A 23,339-nucleotide genomic window follows, 5' to 3' on the forward strand; every position below is an offset into this window, starting at 1 on the left:
GGCTTATAAGGTGTATTCGACTTTTCTGAGTGCGCCCCAGTCATTCACATATTCATAAATCAGTAATGAACCTGCACCGGCGTTTACGGATTTCGGCAAATTAAAGGTATAGCTGCCCATTGGAGGAACCATTTCGCCTTCAACCGAGCCATTTTTGCCGGCGTTTTTCAGCGAAACGGACACCAGCGAAATAAAATAGGGTGAGGAATTAGAGGCAATCAGTTTTCCCCCGGATACGGTCCACTTAATTTTTTCAGCCGCTTCGGTGACTTTTGCTCTGTCAGTGAGGCCCGCCGGGCGATAAAACAGTTTTATTCGGGTACGAAAAGCCACCTGCAGTTTATTTAAACTGTCGTCTTTTTTGGATGCCGGCACCTCAAGAAGATTCAGCCAGTAAACGGACTCCTTGTTTTGCGGCAGGGCCGGTGAGCCGGTATAGCTGATTCTGAGAGTCTGACTTTTATCGGCATTAATACGGTTGATCGGCGGCGTCAGAGTAAAGGGCGTACGGATGCGATCCGGCCTGGCATTCATATCACCCTCATCAATCCAGCTTTGTACCAGAACCGGAAGCGTGCCGGTATTCGTCAGTCTGACAGACACTTCCTTTTCATTTCCGTTGTAGATCACGCGCGTCCCGTTAACGATAACGCTGGCCAGGGATGACCATGACGTTACCGCCGCAGCGAGGCAGGCTACCGTTGAGAGTGTTCGGATGAGAGATGAAGGTCTCATTGGGGGCTCCTTGTGACAGGGGGAGAGTCTCCCCCTGATATTCCTGATTACTTGTACTGCAGGTTATAAATGACGCTGCTGGTGACGGTACCTGGCGTGGTCTGGGCATTCGCGAAATATTCGACAGCGTATGGCAGCAGAGCGGTACCGTCGGTATTGATATCGACATAAGCCATGCCATCAACCTGATCGGTGTTACCGATGTTAATCGGCGCATAGCTGTTGGAGGCGTCGAGCAGACGCAGATCAACGTTAGTGGCGCTACCGCCAACGTTTTTCAAACGACCGGTGCTGAGGTCAACGGTGTTACCCGGCTGGAAGAAAGCGGCTACTTTGGAGTGGCCGCCTTCGGTACCGATGACGCAGTCAGAGATATTCATATTGAAAGAGGTCCGTCCGGTGGTGTCGCCGCTGGCAGTCAGCTGGTTTACGCCGACGGTCGGCAGGATGACGGTTGCGTCGGAGCCCTGGCCATTGATATCCACTTCGCAGGTTGTGTCGGTCAGTTCACCGTTAAAAGTAATGGTCCCCGTGGAAGCAGCCTGGGCGGAAAATGCTGCGAGAGCGAAAACAGCAAAGATTGAGGTACTAACAACTGACTTTTTCATAAAATTATCCTTAATTGATTACTTTTGGTTTTACATGATTTCGACGAAATACATCGCCACAGCATCATGAGTACTGTGTCTCTCTCGGAGAGGAATTTAGAAAAAATAGCTTTATCAAGGTTGTGTAAACACAACTTTAAAAGATAATTCGCCGCTGTTTAACTTACATATATCTATATGTTCTGGTCATGTTTTTCTGGCTTAGCAGTCTCAAACATCTCAAAGTGAGAGTTGTTGAGGGCGTAACATAACAACATTCCAATTCTCACATTGGAAATTAAAAAACCATTGTTATTTACTCTGTAGATAATAAAGCGGCTGAAACCACACTTTGCCAAAGTTTTTTTTAGCGAGTTAATGGCCTGCCACAGCCGCTGCTTGTTACACTTGAGGCCATAATTCTCAAAAACATCCCGCATTATTTTTTCATCTTCAATCATTCTTTCGTTTGAATGATTTAAGATATAAGAAAGCAGTCGCGCCATTGTTGGCCGCAGACGAATGCTGATGCCTGTCAATGTATTTACTAATAAGGCAGGTGATATCCTGAACTCTAGATTATCCCCAATGCAATATCCATAAAGGTGATGATCTAATTTTCTTGGGTTTTGCGTCATTGAAAATGATCTCCTTTTACCTTTGCCTTATCCGTGTTGTGGCATTCTATATGTTAAAAATGATTAATCAATCAGACATATATGTGATGATTAATGGCTGCTTACTGATTAATGTTTGGTTTTAAAATCTGTTTTTTTCTTCTTTATTGGTTTTTTTGTCTTTTTCGTGCGTTCCTCATCATTAATATCACCCATATTTAGATACTAAGTAGTTAACACTCTGCGTAAGATATTTTTATATTACGTTTTCGGTATGAATCAATTATAGGGAGCCGTTTGATAAATTTAAGATTTTTCATTTGAGGAACTTATTCATAAATAAAAAAAATGTGTTATGAAAGTGAAACTAACTTATGCTTGATTAAAAATGATTAAAATCAAGTGGTTGATAAAAATTGTGAAGGTATTGGTTTTGTCTTATATAATCTAATTGAAGGTTTTTTGTATGTTTCCTAATGGTTGTTACTTAATATGTAACTTTATTGTTGTTGATTTGGATTTGAGGTGTTGATATTTTGTATGCAGAATATTTATGTACTAAATGATTCAGTTATATTTTGGCCAGAACAGAATCTTTTGTCGTGCGTGTCTGATAGTAGTAAAAAAGTGCAATTGACAGGCCCCTCAGCTCGCTGCCTGGAGTTATTGATTTCCAGAAAAGATCTGGTGCTACAAAATGATTTCTATGAGTATGCCTGGCAAGGAAGTGGATTTATCCCGTCTCCTAATACTTTGTATCAGAGCATATCTGTCATTCGTCGGGCATTCAGAGAGATATGTGAAAATGAGACTGATTATATTCTAACCGAAACCAGGAAAGGTTTTCGACTAAACCCAACGGTAACCGTGTTGGCTAAAATGCAGGATTATAACGAGGATGACAGTGAAAAAAATGAGAATGGGACAGACGCACCAGAACAAACTGTCGAACCCGTGATTTATCAAAACAGAAAGCTAACTCACTTTACAACAATGGCTTTTATACTAATCATCATGATGATGTCAGGCACATTAACTTTTGAAATATATGGTACACAAACCAGAGGCTACAAATTCTTTGAAAACTACAGTGGCCCAGTTTTTATGCCCGGGAGTACGTGTAAGTTTTTTCTATCCCCGAAAAATGGCAAAGACCGATTGTCTATTTTGAACCTGTCATTTTTGAAATGTCAGCATCAATATTTCGTTTATGTAACTATACTTCCCTATTCGCCTGATATCTCAGTTATTTCGTGCGATAGAGCTATTGATTTGAGACCAAAAAAATGTGAAGTCATGGATTTGAGAGATGAAAATGTATTTTAAAAATAGCAGAATTATAATCTTAGTTACTGTTTTGATATCAATTATTATTCCGGTGATGGTGTTTTTTTATGTCAACTACAAAAGCACTCATTTTCGATGTGATGCTACATATTCGGCGAGGAAATCTGGTAAGCTTCTGGTTTCTAAAAGCAGCCTTGTCATTAATGGCAGGCACGGTACTATAATGATGGATGGGCGTATTACTGATGGCAATGCAAATGTGTATTTTTTTAAACTGAGAAATTATCTTGAAATTGAAAGAAATAACTTTTCCTATAACTTTACCTCACAAAAAGTGTCAATTTTACCGGAAAGCTTAAATCATTCGAAAGTGCTGAGTGATTTTCTTGCTGATGTATTAATTAAAGAAGGTGTAAGTACCTTTTTTTACCTTTATCCTTTAAACGATAATTATGTTATTACAAGTGGTAATATGCCGATATTTTTTTGTATAAAGCACTGATGTGGTCGATAGTAGAAATGATCGCTAAGTGTTATTAGTTCATCTGATGTGATAATTAATTATGGCAGAGAATGGAGGTTGATAAAAACGGCTGGCAGAGGACATGGATATGCCACCGCAGCCGCTTGTGATATAAAAAAACAGGAAATATACATACCAATAAGCAGGATGCTTTTACTGATGATTTCCTGTATATATTTTCTACTTTAACATAAAGGTTATCGATACCAGACTTTCCGGTGACACGCCATCAGGTACGTTTTTATATAAGATATCTGCCTTGCCATACAGCGTCATTGCACCACCTTTACCACCCTCTGAAACGACTTTTCTAAGCAACGGATCACGGATTTGATTAAAATTAACATTAGTATTCATGGTGTTAAGTATAGGCTTGCCGTTCAGGTTTTTCTCCAGCATATCGAATGTTACTATCTCATTCGCACTGTATTTTTTCGATGTCGATTTATCGGTAACTAAAAATGAACCATTTGCAAGTACTTCATATTTCTTCTTGTTAATTAATTTAAGGATCTTTTTAGCATAGTCGCTATTAATGCTTTGCACGATTCGATCAATTTTGACCACATTTTCCATTATCTCTGGTTTATTTATTTTGAGTGATTTATTGAAAGCATCATTCATACCGTCAATCATCAATGAAGGCGCGAGTTTAATGTTGTTTTTAGTGATTTTTTCAAATTCAGCGTTAATTTTATCATAATAAAAAACACCCAAGGAATATGAGTTTTTGCCTTCGGGGGTTTTTAATAAATTGGTTTTTAAAATAGCTGACTGCTGCGAACTTTTTTCCAGGCTGGCCAGCTTATTAGCAGCCTCGGCAAGCTGTTTATGTGTAGCCTCAGATTCGCTGAGCAGGCGGGCGTTTTCCTGGCCCAGAGAGCTCAGTTCTTTTTTCTGACTGGCGGCGGAGAGTTCGTTTTGCTTACGCAACGCTGCCAGCTGCGAAGCGGCCTCGGCAAGCTGTTTACGTGTAGCCTCAGATTCGCTGAGCAGGCGGGCGTTTTCCTGGCCCAGAGAGCTCAGTTCTTTTTTCTGACTGGCGAAGGACAGCTCTTCTTGCTTGCGCATGGCGGAAAGAGTTGAAGTGGCATCAGCTAGCTGCTTACGTAGCGCGGTATTCTCAGCGTTAAGTTTATCCTTTTCATTAGTGAGAACGGAGATAGTTGCTTTTTGGGATTCCGCATTACCAGAGCCACCGTTCAATTTTATTTCATTGTACGATCCCAATAGTTTTTCATACTTCATCTGGAGTTTTTTATTTTTTTGTTCTAACTTATCATTGATGCTGGCTTCACTATTAATATTCTGCGATCTGTTATCCGATGGTTCTACTGTTTCATTTGCACCAATACTCTGTAAGTTTATATTTTTTATGGCGTTAAGAAACTCGCTTTGTTCAGCTGATGCTGTTTTATTTAGGGCAATGAACACTAATAATGAAGCAATTGTTAGTTTGTTTAATTTTGTCATATGAAATCAAACATCCTTGTTTCTAGCTCTTGGCTTTGTTGATCGAATTAATAGTATTTTTTTGAAATTCTTCAATTAACATAAGAGATATGTTGTTACATATTTCATTTAATTTATAATCAAAAAATGGCGTTATTGTTGAACTTACGTTTGTCGATGACTCATCGGCTATAGACGCATAAAATTTTGCATTATTAACTAAGGTATACAGCTCTTTGGTGCTTTTCTCATATTTACTATCTAACTGGGATAAGGTTTTAGCATCAGTAATGCAACGTTGAAATTTCAACATTTTTGGCGGTTGCTCTCTCAGCTTTTCGGGGCTTTTTTTAATTGGTTTAGCGCACCCCTGTAAAAAGAGTACAGATAGCGTGATTATAATTACTGGAAGCTTTTTCAAGGTGTCCTCCATGGACCAAATTACTAATAGGCGTAAGGTATCAAAAAAGAAATATATGTACTACAGGTTTAGAGACAGGGATATTGAATTACCGGAGTGGTTGTTTTTTTGATTCACTGTAACTTATTGATACTAAATTGTTTTTATTTTGCCTTAATAGTTTGTGGAGTAATTGGCTACAATAAAATCAGATTTAATTACTATATGTAACATCGGTTTTTTATTTTTTCGCATTAGCCTGAGGGGGCTATCTTCTGGGCGGCGGATTTTAGATTTTTTTTAGCAGAATAAATATATAATACCTTCCTTGTAATCTTATATAGTTTTATTCTGCTGATTTTTTAATCTCTATTGGCGATTCCACGTTGACCTTTTTTTAAGAGAGATGGCAGAGGGGACGTTATAGACAAATTTAATCCTGTGGTTAAGTAAGAGTCTCTGGTTTATTGGCGCCATTTCCCGTCAATTCAGCTTACCGAATGGTCGCTGTTAGTCTGTATTGATTGATAGCAATCATTATTGCTAACCCTGCTACCACCAGGGACAGAGCGGCAGAGACCGCTAAGCAGCCTGACATCCCAAGATAATGATTAATCCATGCGTAGGCAAACGGCGATATGGCGGCCAGCAGTTGCGCGGGAATCAACAGAATGCCGGTTAGCCGGGCATAATCCTCGGCGGCAAAGAGCTGCAGCGGTAAAGTGGCCTTAAACACGGTGGTCAGGCCGTTGATCGCGCCGTAACCCAGTACAAATCCGCCGGCTGCCCACGACAGAAAAGCGCCGCTCAGTCCAAGCGCAAAGCAGAGCGGCATCAGCGAGGTCGTCAATATCGTTAGCCGCAGCGGTGTGAGCGCGTAGCCGGATGCCACTTCGAGAAAGCGCGCGCCGGTTTGTCCAATTCCCCATAGCATTCCCACCGCGACAGGGAGCCCAACGCTGGCGATGAACTCGGGAAGATGCGTTGACGTGCCGTTGGATACAAAGGTAACCAGCGCAATCAACGACGCGTACAGCAGGGCCGGACGTCTATCATGCTTTGACTGCTGCTGGTTTTTTTTCACCCTTACCGGCAACGGTAATTTGGTATTCGGCATTTTCCACAACAGAAGAGCGCTAAGCAGGCCAAACAGGGCGTAGACCAGCAGCGCGTGCCGCCAGTCCATCCGCGTCAGCAGCCAGGCGCCAAGCGGCCAGAACAGGGCCGAGGCTAATCCTCCGGCCAGCGTCACGCGCGATATGGTCAACCTGGCACGCTGCCCGTAAAGATTCACCAGCGCCGCGAACAGCGCGTCGTACAGCGCCAGCCGCATACCGATGCCGGTAAGAAGCCAGGCGGCGAACCAGCCCGTCAGGCTATGGACGTAAGCCATCAGCAGACACCCCGCTGAAATCGCCAGCGTACCGGTAATCACTATTCGCTGGCCGCCAAAGCGGGCAAGAAGCCGGGCGATAAACGGAGAAAGCGTCGCCATCATGAGCATGGCGAGGGTCAGTCCGAAATAGATTTCCGTGGCGGTCCAGCCGGTCTCCTGAGCGATAGCCCTGGCAAAAGTGCCGGGCATATAAAACGAGATTCCCCAGTTAATCAGCTGATTGCACCCGGCGGCCAGCGTGATAAAGCCCGGCGCGGAGTGCGAGTTCGCAGGTGTATTCATGATTTTCCATTCAGTTACGCTGTTGTCGGCAGCATACCTTGCGCGCTATTGTGCAGGCAGGCCGGTCCGTTTATGACCCTTATAAGAGAAACTTTGTGATGATGACGCTCAATCTGGGAAATCTGGCGACGTTCCGCCTGGTCGTACAGCGCGGGAGCTTCTCCGCTGCGGCAGACGTACTGGGATTGTCGCAGCCTGCGGTCAGCCTGCAGGTACGTCAGCTGGAACAGTTTCTACAAACCAGGCTGCTTGAGCGCACCGGGCGGGGAATTAAAGCGACGGCGGCCGGTATCGCCCTGCTGGCCCACAGCGATCGGATTGAACAGGCGGTGGGCGCGGCGGTGCAATCGGTGAGTGAATTCAATCGTGAAATCAGCGGCTCGGTAACGCTGGGATCCGGAGCAACCGCCTGTATTCATCTGCTACCTCCGTTACTGCAGAAGCTACATCATGAGCATCCTTTATTGACGGTGAGGGTCACGGTTGGCAATACGCTTGAGGTGGTTCGGGCTATTGAAGAGAATCGGCTCGACCTTGGGCTTTGTACGCTACCGGCGAATGGACGCAGTCTGGCGGTTATGCCGGTGTTAGAGGAGGAGTTTGTGTGTATTTTCAGCGATGGGCAGGATGAGTTACCGTGGTCGCTGACGCCAGAGATTCTGCAATCATTACCGCTAATCGCTTTTGAATCGGGAAGCGGAACCCGGGATCTGATCGATGGCTGGTTTCTTGCCGATGGGCGGGCGATAGCGCCAGTCATGCAGTTAGGCAGCATTGAGGCGATTAAGCGCATGGTACGTGCGGGGTTGGGGTTCAGCATTGTGCCGAGAATGGCGGTAGAGCATCCGCAGGATCGTATTGGCTTAAATGTTCAATCACTGACTCCGCTGCTGCATCGTCAGTTAGGCATAATCATGCGGCAGGATAAAATTATCAGCAAAGGTATTGCTGAGATCCTGCGTTTACTGCAGAAGTTGGAGAATGGTCAGGCGTAGCGTGTTTTCAATAAAGCAATGGCTGAATCAACCAGCGGGTGGTGACGCTCGCTGTTCCACGCCGCCGCCGCGGTAACAACCATCTGCTTCTCTTCCAGGGCCTTTATCACCACATTAGCCGGCGCCAGTTTGCGGGTGGAGGCGGGAACCAGCGCGATGCCCTGGCCGCAGCTGACGAACGCAATTTGTGAACTTACCGAGCGGACCTCATGCAGAATGCGGGGAGTAAAACCGTGGGTGCGACACAGCGAGGTGAGGAGATCAAACCAGGCCGGGCTGACCTGGCGAGCAGACATTACCATCGGCTCCTTTGCCAGCGCGCGCAGGCTGACGCGATGCTGTAAGGCCAGCGGATGATCGACCGGTAGCGCGACAGCCAGGCGTGACTCTTCCAGCGGCAAAGTCGTGATGTGGCCTTCGGTCTCACCTTCCAGGCGCACAAAAGCCAGATCCAGTTCACCGTTCTCCAGTGCGGGGATCGCATCGACACTATCGATTTCCCGGATAAATATTGTTAGCCCGGGCGTAGCGCGCTTAAGCTCCTCAAGCAGTGGGGGTAAGGTCTCCAGCATGGCCGAGGTTATCGCCCCGATATTCAATACCGCCGAGTGGCCTGCGGCGATTTCATCGACGGTTCTGCCCAACTGGCTGAGCTGGTCGGCGAACTGGCGTACCGCGGGCAGGAGTGCGGCTCCGGCCGGACTCAGGCGGGTCCCGCGCCGCGAACGCTCGAACAGCTGGAGTTTCAGCCCGTGCTCCAGGAGCTTGATTTGTTCCGTTAGCGGCGGTTGCGACATCCCGAGGCGCAGCGCCGCGCGGCCAAAGTGTTCCTCTTCCGCTACTGCGAGAAACATCCACAGCTGCTTAATACGACGAAAATCAATATTGCTCATGAGAGATATTCTGTTACTTATTTAGTATCACAGAGTTTATTTTATAAGAATTTACATATCAACATAGCTGGTTATGATTCCAGCCCAGGAATGATAAGCAATGAGGATATGATGAAAATACAGCCGGAGTTGACATGGCAGCGCTTGCCAATGACGGTGCAGGGCATCGGGCTTGATATCGCGTCCATTAGCCGTGAAGGAACGGGGGAGCCGGTCGTCTTTCTTCACGGTTTTGGCTCCAGCAAAGAGGATTACGCTGATTTCGTGCGCCATCGAGCCTTTGAGGGGCAGCCGTTTATTGCCTGGGATGCACCGGGTTGTGGTGAGAGCCAATGCGCTGATTACAGCAAGATGGGGTTACCCTTTCTGCTTGAGACGGCGCTGAAGGTGATTTCCCACGCGGGGTTTACGCGCTTTCACCTGGTCGGGCATTCAATGGGAGGATTAACATCGCTTCTGCTGGCGCACGCTTTCCCCGAGCGAGTGCTAAGTTTTGTGAATATTGAGGGCAATATCGCGCCGGAAGACTGCTTTTTGAGCCGGCAAATTGTGCAATATGCTGAGCCGGACGCGGAACGTTTCTTCGCGCGCTTTATTGAACGCACTCGCCAATCGCCAGCCTGGGCCAGCGCGCTCTATGCCAGCAGCCTGCCGCAAAAGGTTCGCGCTGAGGCGGTGCCGGGGATTTTCTCTTCGATGGTGGATTATTCTGACCACGGTGAGCTAATGGCGAAATTCCTTAATTTACCGTGTCCAAAAATGTTTATGTACGGCGACCAGAATGCCGGGCTAAGCTATTTATCTTCTATTGCCCGCCGTGGTGTAAAGTTGGCGGAAATTCCGCATTGCGGGCATTTCCCTATGTATTCAAACTCGCCGGAGATGTGGCGACAGATAGCTTTATTGCAGCAGGCCTCACGATGAATAAAGCGTCATCTTCACAGCTGATCGGCGTGCTATTTTCCGTCTGCGCGGCTTTTGGTTTCTCGTTTAAGGCAATATTCGTCAAGCTTGCCTACGAGCAGGCAACGGTAGATGCCATTACTTTACTCATGCTGCGGATGACCCTGTCGTTACCTTTCGTTATCCTGGTTGCTCTACGGGTGCTGCGTAGCGGTGTACCACTGCAGCGTCGTGATTATCTGCTGCTACTGCTGCTGGGAATAGTGGGGTATTACGGTTCGGCGATCCTGGATTTTATGGGCCTGCGCTATATTACCGCCGGGCTTGAGCGGCTGATCTTATTTACCTACCCGGCGCTCACTATTCTGATTGGCGTCCTGTTTTTGGGTAAGCGTTTCGAAAAAAAGGTACTCCTGGCCTTAGCGCTCTCCTGGTCGGGAATTTTGCTGGCGTTTGTCCACGATCTGCAGATTAGCGGTGATATGCACAGCCTGGTGCTCGGTGGTGGTCTGATCGCCGCTGCGGCCTTACTGTATGCCATTTATAATGCCGGGTCAGAGGTGGCAATCCGGCGTATGGGGTCGATGAAGTTCTCGGTTCTTGCCCTGCTGGTTTCATCTCTTGCCACGCAAACCCATTTTTATCTTGCTCAACCGTTATCCGCGCTTAACCTGCCGTGGCAGGTATATCTATGGTGTGGCGCGATGGCGCTCTTCTCAACCGTATTACCGATCTTCTGGCAGTCGGCGGCCGTGCAGCGCATTGGTGCGGAACGCGCCGTGCTGATCGGCCTTCTGGGACCAATGCTAACAGTATTCTTTAGCTGGTGGTTACTGGGAGAACCCATTTCGCTGGCACAAATAGCGGGCACATTGTTAGTGATGGCTGGTGTGCTGGTTGTGCTTCGGCATTAGTCTTTTTGAGCGTTTATTTTTGCTCAGGCGCTTTTGCTGAATCCGAAGGCTCAACGGTGATAGTGGATTGCTGTGATTGCTTTTTGTCCTGATGATGGTACCAGGCACCGATAGAGGAGTAGACAAAGCGTCCAAAGAAGAAGATAAAGCTGATAAGCAGTACGATACGGGTCATGCGACGGTTAAATCGATGTCGTTTACGCATACTGGGTGCCTGACTCACAAAAGGTTCCTTAAAGTATACCCAAAGGCTGGGCGATGTGCGTATTAAGGCACAGGAAAGCGGAAGGGTCAATTGATGAGGATGTAAAAATCCCGCAGGCAAAACATTAATTAATGTTATATAAGATAATCCTCGTATTTACATGCTTTCTGCTTATGGCGGATGAATGTTAAAAAAACGGTATTATTAATATCAGCTACGTGATTTCTTGATTTATATCAATCGTCTGTTCGCAGCGATAACTAAAATCACCAGCCAGTTCCGCGTTGTTATTCCTGGCGCGATTATGACGGTTGGTTGGATGCCTGCCTGAATACACCCTGCAGGATTTAGGGTTATCCGTAGAGCATCTATGAACTTAATTAAACTTTACAGGCAATATCGGGATAAATGGTGGGCGCTACCGCTTATCTTACCTGTATGTTTGCTTCCCGTGTCACGATGGGCTAATACCGTTGCGTTGCTGGATGGTAATGAAGTCTCTCTTTACTATTTACCCCTGGCGCTAGTACTGAGCCTGATGCTGTTTTTCGGCTGGGCCGCATTACCGGGGATCGTTCTCGGGTTGTTGCTTTCCATTACGCGCGGCATGTCGCTGGAAGATACTATCGGCGTCATTTTCCATTTTCTTATTCCGACCGTTTTATGCTGGGGCGGTTATCGCGTTTTTGTCCCGCGAAGGCAGCAAATCTCGCATGGCAACGTAAGTCTGATGCCTCAGCGATTGTTCTGGCAGATGCTGTTGCCGTCCCTGATCTTTCTTATCCTGTCGCAGCTGGCCGAGTATCTGGGCATTCATCCACGCGCTACCGGGTTGATAGGGGTCAATCCCTTAAGTTTGCGTTCGCTTATCACCTTCCAGGCCCTGATGGCGGGATGTTTAACCGGCGTGCCGTTGTGCTACTTCGTTATTCGAACTATCCGCAATCCGCTTTATATCCGCGGGTTTATATCGCAAATTCGCTTACAGATCGACCCAAAAATAAAGCGCTTTGAATTTGTTATATGGGTAGCGGTGCTGATAATTCTATTATTCCTTCTATTGATGCCGCTGAATAGTACGAGCACCATATTCAGTACAAATTATACGTTATCCTTGCTGATGCCGGTGATGTTATGGGGGGCGATGCGCTTTGGCTATCGCTTTATTTCATTAGTCTGGTCACTTGTTTTAATTATTATTATTCACTTTCACTATCAATATCTCCCGCACTCCCCGATTTATAACAATCAGCTGGCGATCACCTCCTCCAGCTATCTGGTATTTTCATTTATTATCGCCTATATGGCAATGCTGGCGACGCAGCAGCGAGTTTTTTACTCGCGCATGCGTCGGATGGCCTTCATCGATCCGGTCGTACGCTTGCCTAATATCCGGGCGCTGAGTCGGGCGTTAAATAAATCCTCATGGTCCGTGCTGTGTTTCCTGCGCATTCCTGAACTGGAAATATTGGGCCGCCACTACGGTGTTCTGTTGCGTATTCAGTACAAGCAGCTGCTGGCCGAGTCGCTCAGCGAGTTACTGCGCCCTGGGGAGGATATCTACCAGATGGCAGGGCATGAGCTGGTGGTTCATCTGAACAGTGAAGGCCATCAGCAGCGCATTCCCCAGCTCTATGAGCACCTCAAAAAATTTCGTTTTGTCTGGAATGGTATGCCGCTGCAGCCGCCCGTGGGATTCAGCTATTGCAACGTTCGCTCGCCGGTGATGCATCTGCATTTGCTGCTTGGCGAACTCAACAGCGCGGCCGACCTTTCTCTGGCGACCGGAAGCCCTGAAAACTTACAGCGCCGCGGCGCCATCAATCTGCAGCAAGAGCTGAAAGACAAAGTCGCGATAATGAATCAGCTGGTGAAGGCGCTTGATCAGGATCGGTTCCTCCTGATGGCGCAGCCGATTGTCGGCATCCGCGGGGATAGCTACCACGAAGTCCTGCTCAGGATGTTGAACGACAATGATGAAATCGTCATGCCGGATATCTTTTTACCGGTAGCACACGAGTTTGGCTTCTCGGCGCGTATTGATAGCTGGGTACTCGAACATACGCTTATGTTTATGGACAAGCAGCGCAAGAAGCTGCCGGGAATGCGTCTGGCGATAAATATCTCACCTTTTTCAGTGAGCAACAGCCATTTTCATCAACAGGTGCAAGCGCTGCTGGAGCATTACGACATTGAGCCCTGGCAGATTATTTTTGAGCTGACTGAAAACCATTCACTGACAAATCCGGAACAGGCGCGTAAAACCCTGGCGCAGCTTCAGGAGCTGGGATGCCGGGTGGCAATTGATGATTTTGGCACCGGTTATGCCAGCTACGCGCGGCTGAAAACGATGAATGCGGATTTGCTGAAAATTGACGGCAGTTTTATTCGTAATCTGGTCTCCAGCAGTCTGGACTATCAGGCCGTTGCTTCCATTTGCCTGCTGGCCCGGATGAGAAACATGCAGGTAGTGGCCGAATATGTCGAAACGCCGGAGATTCGCCAGGCGGTGATTTCGCTGGGGATTGACTATATGCAGGGCTACGAGATTGGCAGACCAGCGCCGCTTGAGGCGCTGGTTATGGCTTGACAGGACAACGGGCCGGAAGTCCGGCCCGCGTGAGATAAACTAGCTGGCCGCGTCAGGCTTCTCTTCCTCGCTGATTTTTAGCCACCAGTCAGGTACGCCTTCCCAGTACTCCTGCTCTTTTTCCAGATCGAGCAGTACCAGCGCATTCTGGCTAAACCAGTCGTGCGGGAAGGTCAGCGTCCAGTGGTTGGCCTCGGTTTTCAGCGTGAGGGTCGGCGGCGTGGTCGTCGCCTGGCGCTGGTTATTCAACAGCACGCCAAGGCGCAGCAGCTGAATCAACGGCAGAAACTGCTTTTTCTTAAACAGCGTAAAACGCGGCAAATCATCCAGCTTAATCGCTTTACGGTGATAGCGAACCAGGGTGGCCATCAGCATTTGCTGTTCCTGATTAAAGCCCGGCAGATCGCTATGTTGCAGAATATAAGCCGAATGACGGTGCATGCCGCTGTGGTTAATGTTTAAGCCAACTTCATGGAGCATGGTTGCCCATTTCAGCAGCGCCGCCAAATGCGGATTGGCAAGCTTGGGATTCTGCTCCTGCCATTGCTCATAAATATGCGTGGTGGTCTCCAGGACGCGTCGCGCCTGCTCACGGTCGATGTTGTACTGGTTCGCCAGGCTTTGCGCGGTGCGGCTACGGATATCCTGATGACGGAAACGTCCTTCCATCTCGTACAGCACGCCCTCGCGCAGCGCGCCGTCGGACAAGCGCAGCTCTTTAATCGCCAGCGCGTCAAAAACCCCGCACAGGATAGCCAGACCGGGCGCAAAAACGGCTTTTCGATCTTCAGACAGCCCGGGCAGGCTCAGCGAGTCGAAGTTTTTATACTTCAGCAGCTCTTCGACCAGCATCTCGAGGCGCTCGGGAGTGATGAACCCGTCTTTCTCGCCCATCGCCACCAGCACTTCGTGAGCGGCTTTAATGGTGCCGGACGCGCCCAGGGCCACGTTCCACCCCTGGATGCGGAACTGCCAGGCCAGCGTTTCCAGCTTCTGCACGGCTGAAAGTCTCGCGCGCTGGAAATTCTCTTTATTGATGACGCCGCCAGCAAAATAGGCCTGAGAGAAGCTCACGCAGCCCATACGGCGGCTTTCCACCAGGCGAGGTTCGAAATCCTCGCCGATAACCAGCTCGGTAGAGCCGCCGCCGATATCGATGACCAGCTTACGGCCTCGTTCCGGCTGCGTATGCTCTACGCCCATAAAAATCAGACGCGCTTCTTCATTGCCGGGGATGATTTCAATCGGGTAGGGGATGACCTGCTCCGCGCGCTTGAGGAATTCTGCGGCGTTTGTCGCCTGGCGCAGCGTGTGCGTGCCGACGATGCAGACGCTGGATGGGTCAAAACCCTGCAGGCGCTCGGCGAATAGCGACAGGCAGTTCAGCCCGCGCGCAATAGCCTCTTCGCTCAGTACAGAGTTTTCATCCAGGCCGTCGGCCAGATGTACGCGCTGTTTCAGACGACCGATGATCTGCATTGCTCCGTCAACGACACGGGCGATCACCATATGAAAACTGTTCGAACCGAGGTCGACCGCAGCGAACTCCTGCGGCCGAGGGGCATTTTCGTTTATTGGCATAGGTTAATCGGGCTGTTCAAGTGATTTGAGGTAGTCGTATATCGCCATCTGTGCGCGCACTTTGCGGCGATTGCCGCGCGGCACGTAGCGATTACTCAGTTCTTTATCAAGATAGCGTGCTTTGACCGTATCGTTGAAGAGGAGATCGAAAATATCGAGTACGCGCTGTTTCAGACGCGGATCCAGCAGCGGCGCGGCCACTTCAATACGATAGTCAATATTACGCGTCATCCAGTCCGCGGACGATAGCCAAACCTGCTTATCGCCGCCGTTTTCAAAGCAATAAACGCGGTCATGCTCAAGGAAACGGTCAACAATGCTGATGACGCGAATATTTTCGCTGATTCCTTCGAGGCCAGGGATCAGCGAGCACATGCCGCGAATAAGCAAATTAACCGGAACGCCTGAGCTGGAGGCGGCGTAAAGGCGGTCTACCAGGCCTTTATCGACCAGATTGTTCAGCTTCAGGGTGATTCCTGATGGCTGACTATTTTGCGCGTTGGCGATCTCGCGATCGATCATCTCATAAAGCAGTCGGCGCGAGTTTTGCGGCGATACCAGCAGGTAATCGAAGCTGACCGGACGATAGGGGTTTTCGATAAAGTTAAATACCCGGCGGACTTCATTGGTGATGCGCGCATCGGCGGTCAGCAGCGAATAGTCGGTGTACAGACGCGCGGTTTTTTCGTTGAAGTTGCCGGTACCGATGTGCGCATAGCGCACGACTTCATCACCCTCTTTACGCGAAACCAGGAACAGCTTGGCGTGAATTTTGAGACCCGGAGCGGAGAAGATAACGTGCACGCCAGCTTCGGTCAGGCGTTTAGCCCAGTGAATATTGGCTTCTTCATCGAAACGCGCCTGCAGCTCCACGACCACGGTCACTTTCTTACCGTTGTGGGCGGCGTGAATCATCGAGTCGATGATTCGTGAATCTTTCGCTACGCGGTAGATGTTGATTTTGATGGCCAGCACGCTCGGGTCGAAAGAGGCCTGGCGCAGCAGCTCAAGCACGTGTTCGAAAGTGTGGTACGGATAATAAAGCAGCACGTCGCGTTCGCGAATTGCATCAAAGCCGTTACGGAATTTATCGAACCACAGATGGCGCAGACGCGGCATCGGTTTATTCACCAGATTGGCTTTGCCGACGTTGGGGAAGCCGATAAAGTCTTTAAAATTGTGGTAACGACCGCCCGGCAGCATAGAGTCGTAGTTAGAGATGGAGAGCTTGTCGCGCAGCATTTCGACCATCGCGTCCGGCATATCGCGCTGATAGACGAAGCGCACCGGCTCGGCGGTCAGACGCTGCTTCAGGCTGGAGGACATCAGCTCCATCAGGCTCGACTCCATCTCATGCACCAGATCGTATTCGGCATCACGCGTCATTTTCATCGAGTAGGCATTCAGCGCATCGTAATCGAAAAAGCCCTTGAAGATATCATCCAGACAATAGCGCAGAATGTTGTCTAACAGAATCATTGGCTTGCGACGGCGCGGCGCTTCCGGCGGCAGATTCACAAAACGCGGCACCTTGTCTGATGGAATCTCGAGAAGCGCGTAATTGATGCTATCCCCGCGAATAATCTCGACGGCCAGATAGGTGTAATCATCCTTCAGAAACTGCACCAGATCCGTTTCGCGGTTAATCAGGATCGGCGTAATGTGCTGACGAAGATACAGCTTGAAGTAGTTGCGCAGCCAGGACTGCTGGTTGACGGAGAGCTGGCGTTCGTTAATCAGGAAAATCTGGTTACGCGCCATCTCCAGCAGCAGCTCATTGTATAAACCGTCAAACTCCTGATCGGCCTTGAGCACGCGAGCCTGGATTTTTCCCAGCAGATGGCGAGAGTGTGCGGTACTGCCTTGTTCTTCGCTAATGATGATGCGGCGCTTCAGTTCGGCAAAGCGCACTTTGTAAAATTCATCGAGGTTGTTGGAGTAAATCCCCAAAAAACGCATGCGCTCGATCAGCGGATTGCTTTTGTCCGCCGCTTCCTGAAGTACGCGCTCGTTGAAGGATAACCAGCTGAGTTCTTTTTCGATGTATAGCTTTTCCTGGCCCATTACAGCTCACACTCCGTTTTACTCACAGGACATAGACTATTATGACGAAATTTTCCGCATAGCGATTCACTCTGTCACAACAATATGACAGTAAGAAGAATTATTTCTCCAATATATTTGATTGTTAAACGATTTTAATCAAAAAAAGCCCCACGTGGATAAACGCAGGGCGGGAGGTTACTCTTCGGCAGCGTAGCCTTGCGGCGGTAGCTTCACTTCATCAAGCCAGGCTTCGTTGCCCTCCGCGCGCAGGCGGCCGTCGACAAACCAGCTAATAGCCAGGGGATAGATATCGTGTTCCTGCGCCTGTACGCGGGCGGTAATGTCGTCTTCGGTATCTTCAGCGAAAACCGGCACCTTTGCCTGCAATACCACCGGACCGCCGTCCAGCTCATCGGTCACGAAATGCACCGACGTCCCGTGCTCCTCATCGCCATTTTCCAGCGCCTGGCGATGGGTATGCAGCCCCGGATATTTTGGCAGCAGGGAAGGGTGGATATTCAGCATCCGCCCCTGATAGTGGGCGACAAAAGCCGGACTAAGAATACGCATATAGCCGGCCAGTACTACCAGATCCGGCGCATAGGCGTCGATCTCGTGCATCAGCTCGCGATCGAAGGCTTCCCGGTTGGCAAACTGGCTGGCGGCGAGAGCGTGAGCCGGAATATTCGCCGCGCGCGCGCGCTCAAGGCCGAACGCGTCGGCCTTGTTGCTGAAGACTGCACGCAGGGTGCCGTTGATTTTTTTCCGGGCGCAGGCGTCGATAATCGCCTGCAGGTTGCTACCGTTGCCGGAAATCAGCACCACGATGTTTTTCATTCAATGACCACACGCTGTTCGGAATCAGAGGCTTTGATATACCCTATTTTCCACGCGTTTTCACCTTTGTCGTTCAGGAAGGCAATCGCCTTATCCGCCGCGTCTGCCGGCAGCGCGATTACCATGCCGACGCCGCAGTTAAAGGTGCGATACATTTCGTGGCTGCTGACGTTACCCGCGGTTTGCAGCCAGTTGAACACTTCCGGCCACTGCCAGGAAGATTCATCAATGACCGCCTGGGTGTTGTCCGGCAGGACGCGCGGGATATTTTCCCAGAAGCCGCCGCCGGTCAGATGGGCGATAGCGTGCACGTCTACGTTGGCAATCAGGTCGAGCACGGACTTCACATAAATGCGGGTCGGGGCCAGCAGGTGGTCAGCCAGCGGTTTGCCGTTGAGATCGGTGGTTTGCGGGTCAACGCCGCTGACTTCGATAATTTTGCGTACCAGAGAGTAGCCGTTAGAGTGCGGTCCGCTGGAGGCCAGCGCCACCAGCACATCGCCATCGGCTACTTTGCTGCCGTCGATAATTTCTGACTTTTCTACCACGCCGACGCAGAAACCAGCCACGTCATAATCTTCTCCGTGATACATGCCCGGCATTTCCGCCGTCTCGCCGCCCACCAGCGCGCAGCCTGACTGCAGACAACCTTCGGCAATGCCGCTGATTACGCTCGCCGCAGTATCAACATCCAGTTTGCCGGTCGCGTAGTAATCAAGGAAGAACAGCGGCTCGGCGCCCTGAACCACGAGGTCGTTTACGCACATGGCGACCAGGTCGATACCGATAGTGTCGTGGCGCTTCAGGTCCATCGCCAGACGCAGCTTGGTGCCGACGCCGTCGGTGCCGGAGACCAGAACCGGCTCGCGATACTTCTGCGGCAGCGCGCACAGCGCGCCGAATCCGCCCAGTCCACCCATCACTTCCGGGCGGCGAGTTTTCTTCACCACGCCCTTAATACGGTCGACGAGAGCGTTGCCTGCATCAATATCCACGCCGGCATCTTTATAGCTGAGAGAGGTTTTATCGGTCACTGCGAAGTCTCCACGCGTTTGCGGTAGCAATAAAAAACGGCGCAATTCTAACAGGGAAAGCAAACGTTTGCGAGCCTGCTTTGCAGTCGATGTAAAACGGCCGATAAGTGCGCAAATTTGATACCGTTCACGAAAATGAAACCGGGTACATTCTTCTGCTTGCCAGCGTTCTCAGGAATAATCATCATGCCACTGAAACCGGTTTCTTTCCTGCTGCTACGCGAGATAAACCGAGAATTTGATGGATTCTGGAGGAAAGCTGAGGATGAAAATTGCCGCATTCGATATCGGTGGCACGGCGTTAAAAATGGGGGTAATGACGCGCGAAGGCGAGCTGCTGGATAAAGGAAAGCAGACCCTTATCGACAGCGATGGCGACCAGATCCTGCAGGCGATGCTGGCGTGGATCGCCGCTCACCCGGAATGTAAAGGAGTGGCGATCAGCGCTCCCGGCTACGTTAATCCGCACACCGGCTTTATCGAAATGGGCGGCGCCATCCGTAAGTTCGATAACTTCGCTATCAAGGCCTGGCTTGAGCAGCAGGTGCGATTGCCCGTCGCCATTGAAAATGATGCTAACTGCGTGCTGCTGGCCGAGCGCTGGCGGGGTAAAGCCGCCGACATGAGCAACTTCCTGGTCCTGACCATCGGCACCGGCATCGGCGGGGCGATTTTCTGTAATAACCAGTTGGTCCACGGCGCACGTTTCCGCGCCGGCGAATTCGGTTATATGCAAACCGCGCGTCCGGGCACCCGCGATGTGCGGCGCTATTCGATGAACGAAAACTGCACGCTGCGCGTGCTGCGCCATCGCTACGCTGAGCATCTCGGCAAAGCGCTGGATGACGTCACCGGCGAAGAGATTTTTGACCGCTACGATGCGGGCGACGCGACCTGTCGACGGCTGGTCGCTGAGTTCTTTAACGGCCTGGGTACCGGGCTTTACAACCTCGTTAACTTATTCGATCCGCAAACGATTTTGATCGGCGGTGGAATTGTGGAACGACCGGGATTTCTGGCGCTGCTGCGCGAGCATCTGGCCTGGTTTGGCATTGCGGAGTATCTCGACACCGTCAGCCACGGCAACGATGCCGGGCTGGTAGGCGCGGTTTACCATTTCAATCAGCAACACCGGTCGCAGAGCGGCGACTGCGCATAGGGAGAGAACATGTCTGGATTTAAAGAAGGTTTTCTGTGGGGCGGTGCGGTAGCGGCGCATCAGCTGGAAGGCGGCTGGAAAGAGGGCGGTAAAGGGGTGAGCGTCGCCGATGTGATGACCGCAGGCGCGCACGGCGTACCGCGCGAAATCACTGATGGCGTCCTGCCAGGGAAAAACTATCCCAACCACGAGGCGATTGATTTCTACCATCGTTATAAAGACGACGTTCAGCTGTTTGCCGAAATGGGCTTCAAGTGTTTCCGCACCTCCATTGCCTGGACGAGGATCTTCCCGCAGGGCGATGAGCAAGAACCTAACGAAGCCGGCCTGCAGTTTTACGATGACCTGTTCGACGAGTGCCTGAAGCACGGCATTGAGCCGGTGATTACGCTCTCCCACTTCGAAATGCCGTACCATCTGGTGACAGAGTACGGCGGGTGGCGTAACCGTAAGCTGATTAATTTATTCGTCCGCTTTGCCCGGGTGGTGTTTACCCGCTACCAGCATAAAGTGAAGTACTGGATGACCTTTAATGAGATCAATAACCAGGCCAATTTCCACGAAGATTTTGCCCCGTTTACTAACTCCGGACTGAAGTATCTGCCGGGTGAAGACCGTGAGCCGGTGATGTATCAGGCAGCGCACTATGAGCTGGTCGCCAGCGCGCTGGCGGTTAAGGCCGCCCGCGAAATTAACCCGTCGTTGCAGGTGGGCTGCATGATCGCCATGTGTCCTATTTACCCGCTGAGCTGCGCGCCCAACGATATGATGATGGCGATGAACGCCATGCATCGCCGTTACTGGTTTACCGACGTTCACGTGCGCGGCAAATATCCGCAGCACCTGCTGAACTACTTCGAGCGCCGCGGTTTTAAACTGGATATCACCGAAGAAGACCGCGCGGCGCTGACTCAGGGCTGCGTCGATTATATTGGCTTTAGCTACTATATGTCGTTTGCCACGAAAGCAACGGATGACAATCCGCTGCTGGATTATGACGAAACCACCAGTCTGGTTTCCAATCCGTACGTGCAGAAGTCAGACTGGGGCTGGCAGATTGATCCGGTCGGGCTGCGCTACTCCCTGAACTGGTTCTGGGACCATTATCAGTTGCCGCTGTTTATTGTGGAGAACGGCTTTGGCGCCATTGACGTGCGCGAAGCGGACGGTTCGGTAGATGACCAGTATCGTATCGACTATCTCTCCGCCCATATCGCCGAGATGAAAAAAGCGGTTGTTGAGGATGGCGTCGACCTGATGGGCTACACCCCGTGGGGCTGTATCGATCTGGTCTCCGCAGGTACCGGCGAGATGAAAAAACGCTACGGGTTTATCTATGTAGATAAAGACAATGAAGGTAAGGGCACCCTGGCGCGTAGCCGCAAGAAATCTTTTGCCTGGTATCAAAAGGTGATTGCATCTAACGGACGCGAGCTTTAAATCCGCTTTTGGCGGTCGGTTTGCGCCGACCGCTTCTTTTTTTGTTCTTATTTTTAGCCACGGCGGGCTGACTGGGGACGATATCTGTATTGTGCTCAGGCGCGACCAGTTCCATGTTTCCGCTTTTATTATCAGCAAACTGCCGTTTAATTTTTTCCCCGGCGTAGAATACGGCGATGAAAAATGCGCCAATAAGGTTAAACGACCAGAAAATAAGCGGCGCAATGACATAATCTTTATGCTGGTTGAACCAACGACTCTCGCAGCGTTTTACAATGTCAGGACTGTTTTTTACATAATTAATACATATTGATGGATGCACACCGGGGGGAGAGAGAATATTGCTCAATTCTGCCTGGTAATTGTTACCGCCTGCCTGGTAGTTAATGACCAGAGAATTTCTATCCCGGCAATTCGCCGAACGACCGTGCAGATAACACTCGCCTTCAAGCGCGCTTTCATAGGCGCTGGCGCTGGATGCTTTGGCCACTTGTGCTAAAGTTGTTACTGCATCCCGCTGCATTTTGACTTCATCAAAAATTACCCAACCCAGCCACAGCGTAAAAATCATCAGGCATATCTTATAGCCGCCGACCAGGACATCTTCGAAGGAGAGTTTCATATTCGGTATTGATGAGTCGTTATCCATAACCACTTGAATTTGAAGTATCCTGTTAATTGAGAGAGGATAGCTTGATCAATATCAAACAAAAAAATATTGTCCGTTAAACGAATAGCGGTATAATCCGTCGATTTTTTTTGTGGCTGCCCCTCAGAGGAGAAAGAGAATGAAGATCGTGGAAGTGAAACACCCACTCGTCAAACACAAGCTGGGCCTGATGCGTGAGCACGACATCAGCACCAAACGCTTCCGTGAACTCGCCTCAGAAGTTGGCAGCTTACTGACTTATGAAGCCACCGCCGATCTGGCGACTGAAAAAGTGACCATCGAAGGCTGGAACGGCCCGGTAGAAGTTGAGCAGATCAAGGGTAAAAAAATTACCGTTGTGCCGATTCTGCGCGCGGGTCTGGGGATGATGGAAGGCGTGCTTGAGCACGTGCCAAGCGCGCGCATCAGCGTGGTAGGCATCTATCGTAACGAAGAGACCCTTGAGCCGGTTCCTTACTTCCAGAAGCTGGTATCCAATATCGACGAACGCATGGCGCTGGTGGTTGACCCGATGCTGGCAACCGGCGGCTCGATGATCGCCACCATCGACCTGCTGAAAAAAGCCGGCTGCTCCAGCATTAAGGTGCTGGTTCTGGTGGCCGCGCCGGAAGGTATCGCCGCGCTGGAGAAAGCGCATCCGGACGTTGAGCTGTATACCGCGTCCATCGACCAGGGCCTGAACGAGCACGGATACATTATTCCGGGGCTCGGCGATGCCGGCGATAAGATTTTTGGTACGAAATAAACGATGAAGTAGAAAAAGCCGACTTTAAGAGTCGGCTTTTTTTTGAAT

22 protein-coding genes are annotated in these 23,339 nt (G+C 50.0%); 9 read left to right on the forward strand and 13 right to left on the reverse strand.

The genetic code is table 11. The annotated features are described in order from the left end of the window. Positions 1-3 precede the first annotated feature (3 nt). The 3 genes from K2184_RS06420 to K2184_RS06430 all read right to left on the reverse strand — a co-directional run bounded on the left by K2184_RS06420 (position 4) and on the right by K2184_RS06430 (position 1,960). Positions 4-735: a fimbrial biogenesis chaperone gene (locus tag K2184_RS06420; RefSeq protein ID WP_004104459.1), complete on the reverse strand. Its 732-nt coding sequence runs from the start codon at positions 733-735 to the stop codon at positions 4-6. Positions 736-782: 47 nt separating this feature from the next. Then, on the reverse strand, positions 783-1,343 hold the full coding sequence (locus K2184_RS06425; protein WP_004104458.1) for a fimbrial protein: 561 nt from the start codon (positions 1,341-1,343) through the stop codon (positions 783-785). A gap of 173 nt (positions 1,344-1,516) precedes the next feature. Then, entirely contained in the window at positions 1,517-1,960 is a 444-nt protein-coding gene (locus K2184_RS06430) for a hypothetical protein (RefSeq protein ID WP_004104457.1), read from the reverse strand. A gap of 519 nt (positions 1,961-2,479) precedes the next feature. Here K2184_RS06430 and K2184_RS06435 point away from each other — a divergent pair. Both K2184_RS06435 and K2184_RS06440 read left to right on the forward strand, forming a co-directional pair. After that, entirely contained in the window at positions 2,480-3,265 is a 786-nt protein-coding gene (locus K2184_RS06435; RefSeq protein WP_023321420.1) for a winged helix-turn-helix domain-containing protein, read from the forward strand. Continuing rightward, positions 3,249-3,728 (forward strand): hypothetical protein, encoded by a 480-nt coding sequence (locus K2184_RS06440; protein ID WP_023321419.1) that lies wholly within the window; start codon positions 3,249-3,251, stop codon positions 3,726-3,728. The genes K2184_RS06435 and K2184_RS06440 overlap by 17 nt, the downstream gene beginning before the upstream one ends. A 201-nt stretch (positions 3,729-3,929) precedes the next feature. Here K2184_RS06440 and K2184_RS06445 read toward each other — a convergent pair whose 3' ends face one another. The 3 genes from K2184_RS06445 to K2184_RS06455 all read right to left on the reverse strand — a co-directional run bounded on the left by K2184_RS06445 (position 3,930) and on the right by K2184_RS06455 (position 7,279). Then, complete coding sequence (locus K2184_RS06445) at positions 3,930-5,222, reverse strand: hypothetical protein (protein ID WP_196557100.1); 1,293 nt, start codon at positions 5,220-5,222, stop codon at positions 3,930-3,932. Between the two features lie 22 nt (positions 5,223-5,244). Then, positions 5,245-5,622: a hypothetical protein gene (locus K2184_RS06450; protein ID WP_049094944.1), complete on the reverse strand. Its 378-nt coding sequence runs from the start codon at positions 5,620-5,622 to the stop codon at positions 5,245-5,247. A gap of 472 nt (positions 5,623-6,094) precedes the next feature. Beyond that, a complete protein-coding gene (locus K2184_RS06455) occupies positions 6,095-7,279 on the reverse strand; it encodes an MFS transporter (protein ID WP_023321415.1) in 1,185 nt (394 codons plus the stop codon). A gap of 98 nt (positions 7,280-7,377) precedes the next feature. Here K2184_RS06455 and K2184_RS06460 point away from each other — a divergent pair, with 98 nt between their 5' ends. Beyond that, on the forward strand, positions 7,378-8,274 hold the full coding sequence (locus K2184_RS06460; protein WP_016809528.1) for a LysR family transcriptional regulator: 897 nt from the start codon (positions 7,378-7,380) through the stop codon (positions 8,272-8,274). Here the strand turns inward: K2184_RS06460 and K2184_RS06465 are convergent. Further along, the gene (locus K2184_RS06465; RefSeq protein ID WP_004104450.1) at positions 8,265-9,167 is read right to left on the reverse strand and encodes a LysR substrate-binding domain-containing protein; all 903 of its coding nucleotides are present in this window, start codon (positions 9,165-9,167) and stop codon (positions 8,265-8,267) included. The two genes, K2184_RS06460 and K2184_RS06465, sit on opposite strands and share 10 nt — an antisense overlap. A gap of 108 nt (positions 9,168-9,275) precedes the next feature. On the opposite strand from K2184_RS06465, the gene K2184_RS06470 reads away from it, so the two are divergent. Continuing rightward, positions 9,276-10,091 (forward strand): alpha/beta fold hydrolase, encoded by an 816-nt coding sequence (locus K2184_RS06470; RefSeq protein ID WP_224226339.1) that lies wholly within the window; start codon positions 9,276-9,278, stop codon positions 10,089-10,091. Continuing rightward, positions 10,088-10,984: a DMT family transporter gene (locus K2184_RS06475; RefSeq protein ID WP_004104448.1), complete on the forward strand. Its 897-nt coding sequence runs from the start codon at positions 10,088-10,090 to the stop codon at positions 10,982-10,984. The genes K2184_RS06470 and K2184_RS06475 overlap by 4 nt, the downstream gene beginning before the upstream one ends. Positions 10,985-10,997: 13 nt before the next feature. On the opposite strand, the gene K2184_RS06480 is transcribed toward K2184_RS06475, so the two are convergent. After that, positions 10,998-11,189, reverse strand: coding sequence for a YfgG family protein (locus tag K2184_RS06480; RefSeq protein ID WP_004104447.1), 192 nt, complete (start codon positions 11,187-11,189; stop codon positions 10,998-11,000). Positions 11,190-11,559: 370 nt separating this feature from the next. On the opposite strand from K2184_RS06480, the gene K2184_RS06485 reads away from it, so the two are divergent. Beyond that, positions 11,560-13,779 carry a sensor domain-containing phosphodiesterase gene (locus K2184_RS06485; protein ID WP_023321414.1) on the forward strand — a complete coding sequence of 740 codons (2,220 nt, stop codon included), beginning with the start codon at positions 11,560-11,562 and terminating at the stop codon, positions 13,777-13,779. 39 nt (positions 13,780-13,818) lie between these two features. Here K2184_RS06485 and ppx read toward each other — a convergent pair whose 3' ends face one another. The 4 genes from ppx to purM form a co-directional block, all read right to left on the reverse strand. After that, entirely contained in the window at positions 13,819-15,360 is a 1,542-nt protein-coding gene (gene ppx, locus K2184_RS06490) for an exopolyphosphatase (RefSeq protein ID WP_004114392.1), read from the reverse strand. Positions 15,361-15,363: 3 nt separating this feature from the next. Then, a complete protein-coding gene (gene ppk1, locus K2184_RS06495; protein ID WP_004104435.1) occupies positions 15,364-17,424 on the reverse strand; it encodes a polyphosphate kinase 1 in 2,061 nt (686 codons plus the stop codon). A 177-nt stretch (positions 17,425-17,601) separates the two neighbouring features. Next, positions 17,602-18,243: a phosphoribosylglycinamide formyltransferase gene (gene purN / locus K2184_RS06500; protein WP_004114390.1), complete on the reverse strand. Its 642-nt coding sequence runs from the start codon at positions 18,241-18,243 to the stop codon at positions 17,602-17,604. Further along, on the reverse strand, positions 18,240-19,277 hold the full coding sequence (gene purM, locus K2184_RS06505; protein WP_004104433.1) for a phosphoribosylformylglycinamidine cyclo-ligase: 1,038 nt from the start codon (positions 19,275-19,277) through the stop codon (positions 18,240-18,242). The genes purN and purM overlap by 4 nt, the downstream gene beginning before the upstream one ends. A 265-nt stretch (positions 19,278-19,542) precedes the next feature. Between purM and bglK the strand changes: the two genes are divergently transcribed. Both bglK and K2184_RS06515 read left to right on the forward strand, forming a co-directional pair. Further along, the gene (gene bglK, locus K2184_RS06510; protein ID WP_004104432.1) at positions 19,543-20,436 is read left to right on the forward strand and encodes a beta-glucoside kinase BglK; all 894 of its coding nucleotides are present in this window, start codon (positions 19,543-19,545) and stop codon (positions 20,434-20,436) included. A gap of 9 nt (positions 20,437-20,445) precedes the next feature. After that, the gene (locus tag K2184_RS06515; RefSeq protein WP_196557101.1) at positions 20,446-21,876 is read left to right on the forward strand and encodes a 6-phospho-beta-glucosidase; all 1,431 of its coding nucleotides are present in this window, start codon (positions 20,446-20,448) and stop codon (positions 21,874-21,876) included. On the opposite strand, the gene K2184_RS06520 is transcribed toward K2184_RS06515, so the two are convergent. Then, positions 21,857-22,525: a hypothetical protein gene (locus tag K2184_RS06520; protein WP_004114386.1), complete on the reverse strand. Its 669-nt coding sequence runs from the start codon at positions 22,523-22,525 to the stop codon at positions 21,857-21,859. The genes K2184_RS06515 and K2184_RS06520 overlap by 20 nt on opposite strands. A 139-nt stretch (positions 22,526-22,664) precedes the next feature. On the opposite strand from K2184_RS06520, the gene upp reads away from it, so the two are divergent. After that, positions 22,665-23,291 (forward strand): uracil phosphoribosyltransferase, encoded by a 627-nt coding sequence (upp, locus tag K2184_RS06525; protein ID WP_004104429.1) that lies wholly within the window; start codon positions 22,665-22,667, stop codon positions 23,289-23,291. Positions 23,292-23,339 lie beyond the last annotated feature (48 nt).

It is taken from the genome of Klebsiella sp. K5-306, assembly GCF_051835185.1.
Taxonomy (GTDB): Bacteria; Pseudomonadota; Gammaproteobacteria; order Enterobacterales; family Enterobacteriaceae; genus Klebsiella; species Klebsiella oxytoca.